This window comes from Pseudomonas sp. PSE14 (assembly GCF_029203285.1).
Lineage (GTDB): Bacteria > Pseudomonadota > Gammaproteobacteria > Pseudomonadales > Pseudomonadaceae > Pseudomonas.
This window is the reverse complement of record NZ_CP115669.1, coordinates 992,249-1,008,020: the sequence shown is the minus strand read 5'-3', so window position 1 is coordinate 1,008,020 and position 15,772 is coordinate 992,249. Positions and strand designations below refer to the sequence as shown.

Here is a 15,772-nt window from a genome sequence, read left to right as displayed (position 1 = left end):
CATAGTCGATTTCATGTTCAAAACTCTCTGGCTGGCTCCGCCGACAGGGACGAAGCGCAGGGATTCGGGACAGGGGCGTTAGACGATGCTGCTGGCGACGGCCTGCTTGATCAGGGCCTCGGCGTCCAGCTGGCTGTGGCCTTGGAAGATCGAACTGCCGAGCGTGGTGGTGCCGGTGTCCTGCCAGGTAGCCGAGCCGTGGTCGGGGTGGCCATTCAGGGCATCGCCGTCCACCGTTACCTTGGACTCGCTACCCTTCTGGAACAGGTCGCTCTCCCCCTGACTCAGCACGTCGTTGAGGGAGACGGTGAGTGCTTTGTCGCCGGCAAAGTCGGGCTTCTCGATCCTGACCTGACCGTTGTCTGCGGATAGCCCCCGCAGATCCGGGCCCTGGTTGGCGCCAGCCAGTTCCAGCGTATCGAGGCCAGAACCAGCGAAGATGTGAGTCGAGTCGTGGGCAGCGTATGCAGGGGGCTCTGTGGGCATCGAGAGGGCATCGCCACCCGCCGCCGGCGTGACCGAGGCAGGATTGCTGGTGACGTACGAGGAGACCTGATCACCAGTGACCTCGATACGGCCGGCAGTGTTGCCGGTCGACTCATAGGAGAACGACTGGATGACGTAGGCCCCGACCGGGGTGCTCATCGAGCCTGTATCCAGCAGGCTGGCGTTGCTGCCGTAGCCCTCTGCTACTGCACTGGCGACCGGGGTGCTGTCCTGCCCGGTCCCGCCATCGATCTGGTGGATGATGTCGCCCGGCGCGAAGTCGCTAACGGCGATCACCGGGGCGCTGTCGTTGGGGGCGACGTCGCTGGTCACATCACCGCCCTTCAGCGTGGTCGAGGCCGGGGTTTCGATAGTGATGGGAAGAAGGGTCGTCTCGCTCTGGTTGCCCGCCGGATCGGTGGCAATGAGGGAGATTTCGTTGTTGCCCGCGGGCAGCGCCTGGGTCGGGGCCAATGACCAGTCGCCATTCTCGTCGGCCTTGGCATGGATCACCTCACCCGTCGAGAAGGTAACGGCCACGTCGACACCCGGCTCGGCCTTGCCATCGATCGTCGGTGTCTGGTTGCTGGTGACGTCGTCGCCCTTGACATCGCTGCCCGAGGCAGGAGCAAGCCAGGCCTCTGGAGCGGCAGGAGCGACAGTGTCAACGACGAGATCGATCACCTTGAGCGGGGCGCTGGGCTTCTCGCCAGGGAGCTCCTGGGTGACATCGATGTTGTGCAGGCCGTCGGCCAGTTCTGCGGTATAGGACCAGACGCCATCCGGCGACACGGTGGTGGAAGCGATTTCCTGGCCATTGTCGATGATGTGGATGATTGCGCCCGGTACGCCATTGCCGGAGAGGGCCGGATGCGCATCGTCAGTGACATCGCCGTTGGACAGCTGGCCCTGGATCGGGCCGACACCGTCGGTAGCGACGGAGTTGCTCGGCGCAGGACTGGTCGCGGTGTGGTGATGACCGTCATCGTTGTTGTGATGGATGATGGCTGCGGCAGCGGCACCTACGCCAGCCAGGCCAAGCAGCCAGGGCCACATGACGAAGCCCGCCGCCTCCTCGAAGGTGGACGCCAGGTAAGGGCTGCCGTCCGCCAGGGAGTCGCCGCCCAGGCTAATGGGGGCGGACTCACCATCGGCCACCAGCAGGTGACCGTCGAAGCCTTCGCCATCGGTACGCACATACGCATACAACTGACGATCTTCGGCAACCCCGTAGAGCTGGCCATCCATGCCGTCAGCGAAGAAGTTCTGGATGGTCAGATCAGGTTTTTCGCTGCCCTCGAAGGTGATCTGCAGGTCATCACCTTCGCGCTTGACGGTGACGTTCTCGGGAGCGATATCGTTGTTTTCTACCTGGAGAAGGTACTTGGTACCTTCATGTGCCTTGATCTTTCCACCGGCCTTGACTGCAACCTTCCTGGCTGCATTCTCAGAGACGGCGACAAGACCGATAGTTTCCACTGCCATTTAAACCCACCTCGGGAGGGACACATTTCGAGGTGAAAAGCTTAAGTTTCCGCCACCAGCGAGAAGATCGGAACACTCCGACAAGGCGGGCTGATTTTCTGATTATCGTTATCAGGTGCTTGCGAAATCACACCATACGAGGTGGGACGGCGGGCTCGCGATGATGTCGGACAGAGGCCTTGGACAGCCGAGTGTCCACACAGGCACTGGCAGGATGGCGAAAGAGGATCGCTGGACAGCGCAAACAAAAAAGCCCACCTATGAAGGTGGGCTTTCTTGGTGAAGCGGCTTTTGATTCCGCTTCCAGCGCCTGGCGATGCAGGCGCCTTGAATATGGTGGGTCGTGTAGGATTCGAACCTACGACCAATTGGTTAAAAGCCAACTGCTCTACCGACTGAGCTAACGACCCATATTTGGTCGGGGTAGAGAGATTCGAACTCCCGACATCCTGCTCCCAAAGCAGGCGCGCTACCGGACTGCGCTATACCCCGCTTGGAAGTTGGCTCCGCGACCTGGACTCGAACCAGGGACCCAATGATTAACAGTCATTTGCTCTACCGACTGAGCTATCGCGGAACGACGAGCCTTCCAATCTCTTCTACTTTCTTCCGGCTTCACCGGATTCCCGTATCAGAGGCGCGCCATTTTACGTATATCGAAACGGCTGTCAACACTCTGATCCAAAAAGTTTTTCTCTTCTTTGCATGGGAGCAGGCGGATTGCTATATCTGCATGAATAACCGATGTGATCTCCACGGGTGTAACGGGCCGATCACGGACAGGAAGAGCATGAGCACCAAGGACACCCCTCCGCCCTCATCGATCGCCAGTCGCGTCATCCAGCCGCGGTTCGGCGAGCTGATGCAAGCCTGTCGGCAAATGGCGATGAACCGCCTGGCCGAACTGCTCGGTAATGTCTTTTCCCAAATCGACGACACACTGTTCGAATGCGCCGAGAAGGCCGAGAACAATCAGGTACAGGCGCTGTTCTTCGACGCCATGCGCCAGGTTCGCAAGGAGCGGCCGGCCCTGGAGCGCTTCTATCACCAACGCATCGCCCAGGGCCTGAACGACTTCCTCGAAGGCACGCTGCCTGCCGACGACCCTTATGACCAGTTGGATGCGGATCGGCTGACGCTGATCGAACACGACGAATACGAAGAGACCCTGCTCATCATCAATATGGTGAACCAGGTGAAGGCGCAGTGCGTCCAGTCGCTGTTCACGCTCGGCCAGCGCCTGGCATTGCTGAACAACGGCAGCAGGATCGGCGAGGACCGCAATCCCTTCGGCCCCCAGGCCATCGCCCGGGCCTATGGCGAAACGCTGGCACAGGCCGCCTTTCCCCTGCGCGTCAAAACCATCCTTTATGTACTGTTCGATCAGCAGGTGATGCAGCACCTGGCGCCGCTCTACGATCAGTTGAACCAGCGCCTGATCGACGCCGGCATCCTGCCGAACCTCAGGTACCGGGTGCCCGATAAGCCCCCAACCCCGGCGCCGCGCCCTGCCCCGCCCGAGCCGAGCAGCGCTGCGCCCGACACTGCACCGGCACCGCCCTTGCAGCCCCACCATTACGACGTCGCTGACCTGCCGGACCTCCCGCCAGCCGATCGTAACGCGCTGTTCGGTGGATTGGCGGTCCTGCTGGCCGAGTTCCGCCGGCGCGGCGCCAAGGCCACGCTGTTCGGCAACAGCCACAGCATCGTCAGCTTCGGCCCCTCCGCCGAAGCAGCCACCACCACCTACAGCGCCAGCGAGTTGCTCGAAGCGCTGAACCGCCTGCAGCGCGAGTCGGCCCAGGAAATGGCTCAGCGCCTGCGCCAGCCACAGCCGGTGGACGCCCTGAAGGCCGATCTGCAGCGCGAGCTGGAGGCCGGTGCCGAACAACCCGGCAATACCCGCCTGACCGATCAGGAAGCCGACGTCATCGATCTGGTGGGGATGGTCTTCGACTTCATCCTCGACGACGAAAACCTGCCCGACAGCTGCAAGACCACCCTCTCCCACCTGCACACGCCGTATCTGAAGGTCGCCCTGCAGGACAAGCAACTGTTCACCCAGCACCACCACCCGGCGCGCAAGCTGCTCAATGCCATGGCCCAGGCCGGCGTGATCTATGGCGGCGAGGATGAGGAGCGCAGCCTGCTGGCTAAGATGCACTGGGTGGTGGAGCGGGTGATCCAGGACTTCGTCGGCGACCTCGACCTGTTCGATGCGCTGCTCGGCGAGTTCAATGAGTTTGTCGCCAACCTGCGACAGAAGGTGGAGCTGCGCGAACGCCGCGCCATGGAAGCGGTACGCGGCCGCGACCGCCTGCTGGCCGCCCGCGAGCAGGCGCTGGAGGCCATTGCCGCGATCACCGGAGGCCGCGACCTGCCGCCGCTGGTGCGTAACTTCCTGGAACAGAGCTGGTGCGATGCGCTGACCTTCATTTCACTGCGTGCCGGCGAACACAGCGACGAGTGGAAGCGCGCCTGCGAAGTGGGCGAGCAACTGGCCTGGAGCGTCACCCCGCTGGACGAGGCGGGACGCGAGCACCTGCAGGCGCTGCGGCTGGGCCTGCTGGACGAGCTGCAAAAGGGTTTGGAGCTGCTCGGCGGCTACCATGAGGATGGCATCCGCCGCCTGCTGCAGGATCTGGTCGCCTGCCAGCACGCGGTCCAGGCGCAGCAGCCGCAGGTCGCGGCCCAGTTCAGGCAGGAACTGCCCGAAAGCCCGCTGGGGGTCATGCTCGGCGCGGAAGGCCAAAGCCTCGACCGCAATACCGGCGAGCCCCTGTCCGAGCGTGCGCGTGGACTGCTCAAGGAATTGGCGCAGGTGGAGTTCGGTACCTGGTTCGAATTCAACGATGTCACACCGGCTCGTCGACTCAAGCTGTCGTGGTTCAGCCCGACTACCCGCAACTACATGTTCGTCGATCACACCGGCCAACGCGTCGCAGTCAAACCCTTGGTACAGCTGGCACGGGACATGGACGCAGGCAAAGTTCGCCTGGCCCCCACGGACCATGTCACTCCCCTGATGGATCGCGCGCTGAATATGGCCTATCGGGTCCTGCAACGTATCACCGGGCGCTCCCCGGGACAGAACCGAGGAACACTCGATGAGTGAACGTCGCCAGCACCATCGGCACCAGACCGGGCTGACCGTAGAGGTCTTCGACCGCCACTCCGGGCGCAGCCTCGGACGCCTCGCCGACCTCTCCAGCGAGGGCTTCATGCTCTGCGGCGTGGACGTGCCGAACGTCGACTCGGTCTGGGACTGCCGCCTGATCCCACGGCCGCCGCTGGATGGCATCGGGGAGATCCAGCTGGGCGCCGACTGCCTGTGGAGCCGCGGGGGCTCCGACGGCCAGTTGGGCTGGGCGGGCTTCCATATCATCGACCTCGCCGAGGATCAGGCCCTGATATTGGAGCGCCTGCTCAGCCTGCTGGCGGAGTCGCGCGAGGACCGCTGAGCCGGCGCTGAAAGGTTCGCGAGCAAGTTCGCCCGTGCAGGTCCTGACAAGAAAAAGCCCCGCAGTGCGGGGCTTTTTCTTGTGCAGTGGATCAGGAGAAGACGATCTCGTCGTTCTCCACCTTGGCGTGGATCTTCGCGCCCGGCAGGAACTTGCCGGCCAGGATCAGTTGCGCCAGCGGGTTCTCGATCCAGCGCTGGATCGCACGCTTGAGCGGGCGTGCGCCGTAGACCGGATCGAAACCGACGGCGATCAGCTTGTCCATCGCCTCGCTGCTCAGCTCCAGGCTCAGTTCGCGCTCGGCCAGGCGCTTGCGCAGGCGACCCATCTGGATCTGGGCGATGCCGGCGATCTGCTCGCGGGCCAAGGGTTCGAAGACCACCACCTCGTCGATCCGGTTGATGAACTCCGGACGGAAGTGCGCATTCACCGCATCCATCACCGCCGCACGCTGGGCTTCGCGGTCGCCGACCAGTTCCTGGATCTGCGCCGAACCGAGGTTGGAGGTCATCACGATCACGGTGTTGCGGAAGTCCACGGTACGGCCATGGCTGTCGGTCAGACGGCCGTCTTCCAGGACCTGCAGGAGCACGTTGAAGACATCCGGGTGAGCCTTCTCCACCTCGTCCATCAGCACCACGGAGTACGGCTTGCGGCGCACCGCCTCGGTCAGGTAGCCACCCTCTTCATAGCCGACATAGCCCGGAGGCGCTCCGATCAGACGGGCCACGGAGTGCTTCTCCATGAACTCGGACATGTCGATGCGCACCAGCGCCTCCTCGGTGTCGAAGAGGAATTCGGCCAGGGCCTTGCACAGCTCGGTCTTGCCCACCCCGGTCGGGCCGAGGAAGAGGAAGGAGCCACTCGGACGATTCGGGTCGGCGAGACCGGCACGGGAACGACGCACCGCGTTGGCCACGGCCACCACGGCCTCGTTCTGGCCAATGACGCGCTTGTGCAGCTCGTCTTCCATGCGCAGCAGCTTCTCGCGCTCGCCTTCGAGCATCTTGGACACCGGGATGCCGGTCCACTTGGACACGACCTCGGCGATTTCCTCGTCGGTCACCTTGTTGCGCAGCAGCTGGTTCTCGGTCTTGCCGTGCTGGTCGACCATCTGCAGGCTGCGCTCCAGGTCCGGAATGGTCTGGTACTGGATGCGCGCCATGGTTTCCAGGTCGCCCTTGCGCCGGGCCGCTTCCATTTCCTGCTTGGCCTGCTCGATCTTCTGCTGGATCTGCGCGGAACCCTGGACCTCGGCTTTCTCCGACTTCCAGATTTCCTCGAGGTCGGCGTACTCGCGCTCGAGCTTGGCGATGTCTTCTTCCAGCTTGGCGAGGCGCTTCTTGGTGGCCTCGTCGTCCTCCTTCTTCAGCGCCTCGCGCTCGATCTTCAGCTGGATCAGGCGGCGATCCAGACGATCGAGCTCTTCCGGCTTGGAGTCGATCTCCATGCGGATGCGGCTGGCGGCCTCGTCGATCAGGTCGATGGCCTTGTCCGGCAGCTGGCGGTCGGTGATGTAGCGGTGGCTGAGCTTGGCCGCGGCGATGATCGCGCCGTCGGTGATGGTCACGCCGTGGTGCACCTCGTAGCGCTCTTTCAGGCCACGCAGGATGGCGATGGTGTCTTCCTCGCTCGGCTCGTCCACCAGGACCTTCTGGAAGCGACGCTCCAGGGCGGCGTCCTTCTCGATGTACTGGCGGTATTCGTCCAGAGTGGTGGCGCCCACGCAGTGCAGCTCACCACGGGCCAGGGCTGGCTTGAGCATGTTGCCAGCGTCCATGGCGCCCTCGGCCTTGCCGGCGCCGACCATGGTGTGCAGTTCGTCGATGAACAGGATGATCCGGCCTTCCTGCTTGGACAGTTCGTTCAGAACGGCCTTCAGGCGCTCCTCGAACTCGCCGCGGAACTTGGCGCCGGCAATCAGCGCGCCCATGTCCAGCGCCAGCAGGCGCTTGTCCTTCAGGCCATCGGGCACTTCGCCGTTGACGATGCGCTGGGCCAGGCCCTCGACGATGGCGGTCTTGCCCACGCCGGGCTCGCCGATCAGAACGGGGTTGTTCTTGGTGCGGCGCTGCAGGACCTGGATGGTCCGGCGGATTTCGTCGTCACGGCCGATCACCGGGTCGAGCTTGCCGTCCTCGGCGCGCTTGGTCATGTCGACGGTGTACTTGTCCAGCGCCTGGCGCGACTCCTCGGCGTTCGGGTCGTTGACCGCCTCGCCGCCGCGCAGGTTGGCCACGGCGTTTTCCAGGGCTTTCTTGGACACGCCCTGGCTACCCAGCAGCTTGCCGAGCTTGGTGCTGTCGTCCATAGCGGCAAGCAGCACCAGTTCGCTGGAGATGAACTGGTCGCCCTTCTGCTGGGCCAGGCGGTCAGCCTGGTTGAGCAGGCGCGCCAGGTCCTGCGACAGGTTCACATCGCCGGTGGGACTCTGGATCTTCGGCAGCGAGTCCATTTCTTTATTGAGGGCGCTGCGCAGGGCTGGGATATCGAAGCCGACCTGCATCAGCAGGGGCTTGATCGAACCGCCCTGCTGTTCCAGCAAGGCGGAAATCAGGTGCACCGGCTCGATGGCCGGGTGGTCATGTCCAACGGCCAGGGACTGGGCATCGGAGAGTGCAAGCTGCAGCTTGCTGGTCAAACGGTCTATTCGCATGAGGGTCGTCCTTCCTTTCTATAGCGGGCCGGAGCGATGAGTGCTCCTGGTCACGACAAAGCCCGCCGGGATGCCAGATAGATAAGGACGATTTTGGTCGGTTCAAGCCATTTGGCCATGACACCCGTCAGTTCGTGCTTTCGAAAGAACCGTAGGAGCGGACCTGCGAGCCACTTGCGGGGCGGAACCTGTAGAAGCGAACTTGCTCACGAACTTCGCCTGACACCACGGCATCAAGCGCTTCGCGAGCAAGCTCGCTCCTACAACAAGCCAGTCAGGCGAGCCAGATCAGGCTGGCCAGGCGACCGGTACGGGAACTGCGGCGGTAGGAATAGAAGCGCTCGGTATCGGTGAAGGTGCACAGACCGCCGCCGTAGACCGCCGTCACGCCCTTGGCGGCGAGACGGATGCGCGCCAGCTCGTAGATGTCGGCCATGTACTTGCCGGCATTGGCGCTGGGCAGGAAGGCGCGTTCGGCTTCAGCGTGATCCTTGAGGAAGGCGTCGCGCACTTCCGCGCCGACCTCAAAAGCCTGTGGACCGATGGACGGGCCGAGCCAGACCAGCAGTTCGCCCGGCGCAACGCCCAGGGCGTCGACCGTAGCTTCCAGAACGCCGCCGGCCAGCCCGCGCCAGCCCGCGTGGGCGGCGGCAACGCGGGTGCCGGCGCGGTCGCAGAACAGCGCTGGCAGGCAATCGGCGGTCATGATGGTGCAGGCGATACCGGGCTGAGCACTCCAGCTGGCATCCGCCGTGGCAACGACGGACGGATCGGCTTCGACCACCTCGATGCCATGTACCTGGCTCAACCACGCCGGCTGGCAACCCAACGCCGAGGTCAGGCGCCGACGGTTTTCCGCAACGGCCGCCGGCTCGTCGCCGACATGGTCCCCCAGGTTGAAGCTGTCGAAGGGCTCCGCGCTGACGCCGCCGGCCCGGGTGGTCACGCAGGCGCGAACATTCGCCGGGGCCGGCCAGTCGGGCGTCAGCCAGGGGTTCATACGAAGGACTCGTTATCCTGCCGCAGCAGGCTCAGCAGCCAGGTGAAGTCATCCGGCAGCGGCGACTCCCACTTCATCCGCACGTTGGTCGCCGGGTGGTCCAGCTCCAGGAAGCGCGCATGCAGGGCCTGGCGCGGGAAGTCGCGCAGGGATTCGATCAGGGTCGGGCTCGCTCCCGGCGGAATGCGGAAACGCCCGCCGTAGGTGGGGTCGCCCACCAGCGGGTGGCCGATATGCGTCATATGGACGCGGATCTGGTGGGTACGGCCGGTTTCCAGCTTCACTCGCACGTGGGTATGGGCGCGGAAGCGGTCCAGCACGCGGTAGTGGCTGACGGCGACCTTGCCGGCGTCCACCACGGCCATCTTCTGTCGCTGCACGCCATGGCGGCCGATCGGCGCATCGACGGTGCCGCCGGAGACGATCACGCCGGTGACGATGGCTTCGTAGATCCGACTGACGGTACGGGCCTGCAACTGCGCGACCAGGTTGGTGTGGGCTTCGAGGGTCTTGGCCACCACCATCAGACCGGTGGTGTCCTTGTCCAGGCGATGCACGATGCCGGCGCGCGGCACGTTGGCCAGGTGCGGCACGTGGTGCAGCAGCGCGTTGAGCAGAGTGCCGTCCTGATGGCCGGCGGCGGGGTGAACCACTAGGCCGGTCGGCTTGTCGATGACCAGGATGTGGTCGTCTTCATAGACGATGTCCAGCTCGATGTCCTGGGCTTTCCACTCGCCCTGGGCTTCCAGCTCCACCTGCAGTTCCAGGCGCGAGCCGGCGTGAACAGTGTCACGCGGACGCAGCACGGCGCCATCCACCTTCAGGCGGCCGTCCTTGATCCAGCTGGCCAGGCGCGAGCGGGAGTGATCGGAGAAGAGCTGGGCGGCGACCTGGTCGAGACGCTGACCACCGAGGTCGAACGGCACTTCTGCCGCGAGTTGGATGATATCGGACATGGCGGGACACGAAGGGCGCGCGGCCTTTTGGTTCGGCTGCGCGCTGTGGTTAAATACGGGGCCTTTGTCCCAGGGGTATCCCCCTGGGGCGCCAATCATAACAGACGGTTGCGGCCGCGACAGCCGACCGTCCAGGGACGCAAGCCGCCATGCAAGTGAAACACCTGCTGCTGATCGCCATCCTCGCCTTCGTCACCGCCTGCTCCTCCAAGGGCGAGAAGGTGGATGAGAACCTGAGCGAAAGCCAGCTGTACCAGCAGGCCCAGGACGATCTGAACAACAAGAGCTACACCAACGCCGTGGCCAAGCTGAAGGCGCTGGAGTCCCGCTACCCGTTCGGTCGCTATGCGGAACAGGCTCAGTTGGAGCTGATCTACGCCAACTACAAGAACATGGAGCCCGAGGCCGCGCGTTCCGCCGCCGAGCGCTTCATCCGCCTGCACCCGCAACACCCCAACGTCGACTACGCCTATTACCTCAAGGGCCTGGCCTCCTTCGATCAGGACCGTGGCCTGCTGGCGCGCTTCCTGCCGCTGGACATGACCAAGCGCGATCCGGGTGCCGCCCGTGATTCCTTCAACGACTTCGCGCAACTGGTCAGCCGCTTCCCGAACAGCCGCTACGCCCCGGACGCCAAGGCGCGCATGATCTACCTGCGCAACCTGCTGGCCGCCTATGAAGTGCACGTCGGCCACTACTACCTCAAGCGCCAGGCCTATGTCGCCGCCGCCAACCGTGGCCGCTACGTGGTGGAAAACTTCCAGGAAACCCCGGCCGTCGGCGATGGCCTGGCGATCATGGTCGAAGCCTACCAGCGCCTGGGCATGAACGACCTGGCCGATTCCAGCCTGCAGACCCTGAAGCTGAACTACCCGGACAACCCGAGCCTGAAGGACGGCCAGTTCGTCCCGCGCGAGGACGAGGCCGACAACCGTTCCTGGCTGGCCAAGGCGACCCTGGGCCTGATCGAGACCAACGACGCCCCGCCGCACATGGAAACCCAGGCGAGCAAGGACGTGATCAAGCAGTACGAAGACGCCGAGCAGCAGATTCCGGCGGAGCTCAAACCGGAGAACCAGTCGGACGTGCAGGAAGAAGAGCACGAGTCCGAAGGCAACAGCGGCAGCAACGACCGCTCCTGGTTCAGCTACATGACCTTCGGCATCTTCGACTGAATAGCGAAGATGCGCTGATCAAGGGAGGCTTCGGCCTCCCTTTTTCGTGGGCGATCGTCCGCCGGCGCGGACCACGTCTCTGTGCGCGAACCCACGCCTTGGATACACTGCGGCTCTCTATGGAATAAGGGAACGCCATGACCCGCCTGCTGTTCTGGATCCTACTGTTCGCGCTCGGCTGGTGGCTGTGGCGTAAGGCCACCCGCCCCGCCCGCCCCAGCACACCGGAGCCCCGCGAGGAGCAAACGGTGCCCATGGTGCGCTGCGCACAGTGCGGAGTGCACGTCCCACGCAGCAATGCCCTGCAGGACGAGAGCAACTGGTACTGCAGCCGCGCTCATCTCGAGCAGGACCGTGCAGACCGTGGCCACTGAAGGCATTTCGCTCACCGGGCAGGGACGGCGCGTCCTGCGCCTGTATCACCTGTACCGCCTGACCATCGGTCTGGTCCTGGTACTGCTGATTTCCAGCAACCTTGACGGCGAAGTCCTCAAGCTCGCCCACACCGAACTGTTCCACATCGGCTGCTGGACCTACCTGGTGGTGAACATCCTGATCGCCGTCCTGATGCCGGCGCCCCGGCATCTGATGCCGCTGTTCATCCTGGCGGCACTCGACGTGCTGATGCTCAGCGGGCTGTTCTACACCGCCGGCGGCGTCCCCAGCGGTATTGGCACGCTGATGGTGATCGCCGTCGCCATCGCCAACATCCTGCTGCGCGGCCGGATAGGCCTTTTGATCGCCGCATTGGCGTCCATCGGGCTGATCTACCTGACCTTCTACATCAGCCTTACCCAGGAGATCGCCTTCAACCACTATGTACAGGCCGGCGGGCTGGGCGCCCTGTGCTTCGCCTCGGCGCTGCTGATCCAGGCGCTGGCGCGCCGCCAACAGGTCATCGAAAACCTCGCGGAACAACGGGCCGCCACGGTAGCCAACCTCGAAGAACTCAACGCCCTGATCCTCCAGCGCATGCGTACCGGCATCCTTGTGCTGGACGATCAGCAGCGCGTGCTGCTGGCCAACCAGAGCGCCACCACACTGCTCGGCGGACAGGAACTGACAGGGCAGCCGCTGGCCGAGCACAGCCCGGCGCTGCTCAACAGCCTGCGGCTGTGGCAGCAGAACCCCGCCCTGCGGCCCCCCAGCCTGCAACCACACGACACCGCGCCCAGCGTGCAGCCTGCCTTCATCCCCCTGCACCGCGGCAATGAACAGCACACCCTGATGTTCCTCGAGGACATCTCGCAGATCGCCCAGCAGGCTCAGCAGCTCAAGCTCGCCTCGCTCGGCCGCCTGACCGCCGGCATCGCCCATGAGATCCGCAACCCCCTGGGCGCCATCAGCCACGCCGCGCAATTGCTGCTGGAGTCCGAAGAGCTCGATCCGCCGGATCGACGACTGACACAGATCATCCAGGACCAGTCGCGGCGGATGAACCTGGTGATCGAGAACGTGCTGCAGCTTTCCCGCCGACGCCAGGCGGAACCCCAAGCGCTCGACCTGAAATACTGGCTGCAACGTTTCGTCGACGAACAGCGTGAGGGGCTGCGCGAAAACCAGCAGCTGCATGTCGAAACCGGGCCCGGCGCTGTGCAGACGCGCATGGACCCGCATCAGCTGACGCAGGTGCTGACCAATCTGGTCCAGAATGGGTTACGGTACAGCGCCAAGAAAAACGGCACTGGCCAGGTGTGGTTGCGCCTGTTCCGCGACAGCGAAACCGACCTGCCGATCCTGGAAGTCCTCGACGATGGCCAGGGCATTGCTGCGGAGCAGCGGGGGAGGCTGTTCGAGCCGTTCTTCACCACCGAAAGCAAGGGCACAGGTCTTGGGCTGTACATCTCCCGGGAGCTCTGTGAAAGCAACCAGGCGCGCCTGGACTATAAAACGCGTGACGAGGGTGGCAGTTGCTTCCGCCTCACCTTCGCCCATCCACGCAAACAAAGCTAAGAACACGCAATGAGCATGAGTCGTCAAAAAGCCCTGATCGTCGATGACGAACCCGATATCCGCGAGCTGCTGGAGATCACCCTCGGCCGCATGAAGCTGGATACCCGCAGCGCCCGTAACGTCAAGGAAGCGCGCGAATTCCTGGCCCGCGAACCGTTCGACTTCTGCCTCACCGACATGCGCCTGCCCGACGGCACCGGGCTGGACCTGGTGCAGTACATCCAGCAGCGCCACCCGCAAACCCCGGTGGCGATGATCACCGCCTTCGGCAGCCTGGACACCGCCGTGCAGGCACTCAAGGCCGGCGCCTTTGACTTCCTCACCAAGCCGGTCGACCTGGGACGCCTGCGCGAGCTGGTCAGCACGGCGCTGCGCCTGCGCTTCCCCGATGCCGAAGAGGCACCGGTGGACAACCGACTGCTGGGCGACTCCCCCCCAATGCGGCAGATGCGCAACCAGATCGCCAAGCTGGCGCGCAGCCAGGCACCGGTCTACATCAGCGGCGAATCCGGCAGCGGCAAGGAACTGGTCGCCCGACTGATCCATGAACAGGGCCCGCGCGCCAATATCGCCTTCGTCCCGGTGAACTGCGGCGCGATTCCTTCGGAGCTGATGGAAAGCGAATTCTTCGGTCACAAGAAAGGCAGCTTCACCGGCGCCGTGGAGGACAAGCAGGGGCTGTTCCAGGCCGCCAACGGCGGCACCCTGTTCCTCGACGAGGTTGCCGACCTACCCCTGCCCATGCAGGTCAAACTGCTGCGGGCGATCCAGGAGAAGGCCGTGCGCGCCGTCGGCGGCCAACAGGAAAATTCAGTGGACGTGCGCGTCCTCTGTGCAACCCACAAGGACCTCGCGGCGGAAGTCGCCGCCGGCCGTTTCCGCCAGGACCTCTACTACCGCCTGAACGTCATCGAACTGCGCGTGCCGCCGTTGCGCGAGCGCCGCGAGGACATTCCGCTGCTCACCGAACGCGTACTCCAGCGCCTGGCCGGCGATGCCGGGCTGCCCGTGGCGACAGTCAGCCCGGACGCCTTGGAGAAGCTCAAGAGCTACCGCTTCCCCGGCAACGTGCGCGAACTGGAGAACATGCTCGAGCGCGCCTACACCCTGTGCGAGAACGATGTGATCCAGCCGCAGGACCTGCGCCTGGCCGAAACCAGCACCGGTGGCGACAATGGCGGGCAGGCCAGTCTCGCGCAGATCGACAACCTCGAGGACTACCTGGAGGAGATCGAGCGCAAGCTGATCATGCAGGCCCTCGAAGAGACCCGCTGGAACCGCACCGCGGCAGCACAGCGACTCGGGCTCACCTTCCGCTCGATGCGTTATCGGTTGAAGAAGCTGGGGATCGACTGATCCCCACTGGACTCAGACGATGGGCGTCGCTACCAGGCGCCCTTCCGGCGCGTAGGGCGCCGCCTCGATGATCGGCGGGCGCTGCTGCATCAGGTCCGCCAGCAACTGGCAGGACGCCGGCGCCAGCACCAGACCGTTGCGGTAATGCCCGGTGTTCAGCCACAGGCCGCGATGGCCCGACACCTCGCCAATGAACGGAACGCCCTGCGGCGACCCCGGACGCAAGCCCGCCCAGTGCTTGACCGGCTCCTGCTCCGCCAACGCGGGGATCAACTCTTCCGCCGATGCACGCAGACTGGCCAGCGCTTCAGCGGACGGCGTCTTGTCGAAACCCGCGTGCTCCAAGGTGCTGCCCACCAGGATGTGGCCGTCGCGCCGGGGAATCGCATAGCGCCCTTTGGCCAGCACCATGCTGGAGAGGAAGTCGGGCGCGCAGCGGTACAGGATCATCTGCCCTTTCACTGGCTCCACCGGCAGCTCCAGCCCCAGCTTCGCCAGTAACTGACCGCTCCAGGCGCCCGCTGCCAGCACGACCGAATCCGCAGTGAAATCGCCCTGTGCGGTACGCACACCCTGTACCCGCTCTCCGGCTTGAAGGAAGCCGGTCACCTCGACCTGCTCGCGCACGGAAACGTTCGGCATGCGCACCAGCGCTTCGCGCAGCGACCTGGCCAGGCGTGGGTTGCGCACATTGGCAACGCCGGACATGTACACAGCCCGGCTGAACCCCGTCCCCAGCACGGGTACGGCATCGTGCACGGCGGAAATGCTCACCTCCGACAGCGGACGCCCCTGGGCACGGGCCCAGGCCAGCGCTTCATCCTGGTCGTCCAGATCGAGCCAGTACAGGCCGGTCACATGCACTTCCGGGTCCACCCCGGTGTCCGCCAGCAGCCGCTGGCCGAGGCCTGGATAGAAGTCCTGCGACCAGTGCGCCAGATTGGCCACGGCCCGGCTGTAGCGCCAGGGATAGAGCGGCGAAACGATCCCGCCGCCGGCCCAGGACGCCTCGCGCCCGGTCTCGCCGCGTTCCAGCAGCAATACCTCGGCCCCGGCCTGTCCCAGGGTCCAGGCAGACAACAGCCCGACGACCCCGCCGCCCACCACGATCACATCCGGCATACAACGCCCCCACATCACTTACGGAAAACCAAAGGGAAATCGGCAGTCGAGCACTATACCGGGCAACGGGAGCGACCGGGTGACGGGCGACAACTGCAACCACCCCGGAAGCGCCCTACAAC

At 64.5% G+C, this 15,772-nt stretch carries 11 protein-coding genes and 3 tRNA genes; 6 read left to right on the top strand and 8 right to left on the bottom strand.

Annotation, left to right across the window (positions count from 1 at the left end; genetic code table 11):
• Positions 1 to 78: 78 nt before the first annotated feature.
• The 4 genes from O6P39_RS04725 to O6P39_RS04710 all read right to left on the bottom strand — a co-directional run bounded on the left by O6P39_RS04725 (position 79) and on the right by O6P39_RS04710 (position 2,548).
• Positions 79 to 1,971 carry an Ig-like domain-containing protein gene (locus tag O6P39_RS04725; RefSeq protein ID WP_275610260.1) on the bottom strand — a complete coding sequence of 631 codons (1,893 nt, stop codon included), beginning with the start codon at positions 1,969 to 1,971 and terminating at the stop codon, positions 79 to 81.
• Between the two features lie 334 nt (positions 1,972 to 2,305).
• Positions 2,306 to 2,381, bottom strand: a tRNA-Lys gene (locus O6P39_RS04720).
• Between the two features lie 5 nt (positions 2,382 to 2,386).
• A tRNA-Pro gene (locus tag O6P39_RS04715) sits at positions 2,387 to 2,463 on the bottom strand.
• 9 nt (positions 2,464 to 2,472) lie between these two features.
• Positions 2,473 to 2,548, bottom strand: a tRNA-Asn gene (locus O6P39_RS04710).
• Between the two features lie 213 nt (positions 2,549 to 2,761).
• Between O6P39_RS04710 and O6P39_RS04705 the strand changes: the two genes are divergently transcribed.
• A complete protein-coding gene (locus tag O6P39_RS04705; RefSeq protein ID WP_275610259.1) occupies positions 2,762 to 5,086 on the top strand; it encodes a DUF1631 domain-containing protein in 2,325 nt (774 codons plus the stop codon).
• Positions 5,079 to 5,432 carry a PilZ domain-containing protein gene (locus O6P39_RS04700; protein ID WP_275610258.1) on the top strand — a complete coding sequence of 118 codons (354 nt, stop codon included), beginning with the start codon at positions 5,079 to 5,081 and terminating at the stop codon, positions 5,430 to 5,432. Before O6P39_RS04705 ends, O6P39_RS04700 begins: the two co-directional genes overlap by 8 nt.
• A gap of 91 nt (positions 5,433 to 5,523) precedes the next feature.
• On the opposite strand, the gene clpB is transcribed toward O6P39_RS04700, so the two are convergent.
• The 3 genes from clpB to rluD all read right to left on the bottom strand — a co-directional run bounded on the left by clpB (position 5,524) and on the right by rluD (position 10,044).
• On the bottom strand, positions 5,524 to 8,088 hold the full coding sequence (gene clpB / locus O6P39_RS04695) for an ATP-dependent chaperone ClpB (RefSeq protein ID WP_275610257.1): 2,565 nt from the start codon (positions 8,086 to 8,088) through the stop codon (positions 5,524 to 5,526).
• Positions 8,089 to 8,362: 274 nt separating this feature from the next.
• Positions 8,363 to 9,088, bottom strand: coding sequence for a peptidoglycan editing factor PgeF (pgeF, locus tag O6P39_RS04690; RefSeq protein ID WP_275610256.1), 726 nt, complete (start codon positions 9,086 to 9,088; stop codon positions 8,363 to 8,365).
• Complete coding sequence (rluD, locus tag O6P39_RS04685; protein ID WP_275610255.1) at positions 9,085 to 10,044, bottom strand: 23S rRNA pseudouridine(1911/1915/1917) synthase RluD; 960 nt, start codon at positions 10,042 to 10,044, stop codon at positions 9,085 to 9,087. Before rluD ends, pgeF begins: the two co-directional genes overlap by 4 nt.
• A 149-nt stretch (positions 10,045 to 10,193) precedes the next feature.
• Here rluD and O6P39_RS04680 point away from each other — a divergent pair, with 149 nt between their 5' ends.
• The 4 genes from O6P39_RS04680 (at position 10,194) to O6P39_RS04665 (ending at position 14,528) form a co-directional block, all read left to right on the top strand.
• The gene (locus O6P39_RS04680; RefSeq protein ID WP_275610254.1) at positions 10,194 to 11,219 is read left to right on the top strand and encodes an outer membrane protein assembly factor BamD; all 1,026 of its coding nucleotides are present in this window, start codon (positions 10,194 to 10,196) and stop codon (positions 11,217 to 11,219) included.
• A gap of 137 nt (positions 11,220 to 11,356) precedes the next feature.
• The gene (locus O6P39_RS04675; protein ID WP_275610253.1) at positions 11,357 to 11,593 is read left to right on the top strand and encodes a PP0621 family protein; all 237 of its coding nucleotides are present in this window, start codon (positions 11,357 to 11,359) and stop codon (positions 11,591 to 11,593) included.
• Complete coding sequence (locus O6P39_RS04670; protein WP_275610252.1) at positions 11,583 to 13,172, top strand: ATP-binding protein; 1,590 nt, start codon at positions 11,583 to 11,585, stop codon at positions 13,170 to 13,172. Before O6P39_RS04675 ends, O6P39_RS04670 begins: the two co-directional genes overlap by 11 nt.
• A 15-nt stretch (positions 13,173 to 13,187) precedes the next feature.
• Positions 13,188 to 14,528, top strand: a complete 1,341-nt coding sequence (locus tag O6P39_RS04665; RefSeq protein ID WP_275610251.1) for a sigma-54 dependent transcriptional regulator — start codon at positions 13,188 to 13,190, stop codon at positions 14,526 to 14,528.
• Positions 14,529 to 14,540: 12 nt separating this feature from the next.
• Here the strand turns inward: O6P39_RS04665 and thiO are convergent, their stop codons facing one another.
• Positions 14,541 to 15,650: a glycine oxidase ThiO gene (thiO, locus tag O6P39_RS04660; protein ID WP_275610250.1), complete on the bottom strand. Its 1,110-nt coding sequence runs from the start codon at positions 15,648 to 15,650 to the stop codon at positions 14,541 to 14,543.
• Between the last annotated feature and the right edge of the window lie 122 nt (positions 15,651 to 15,772).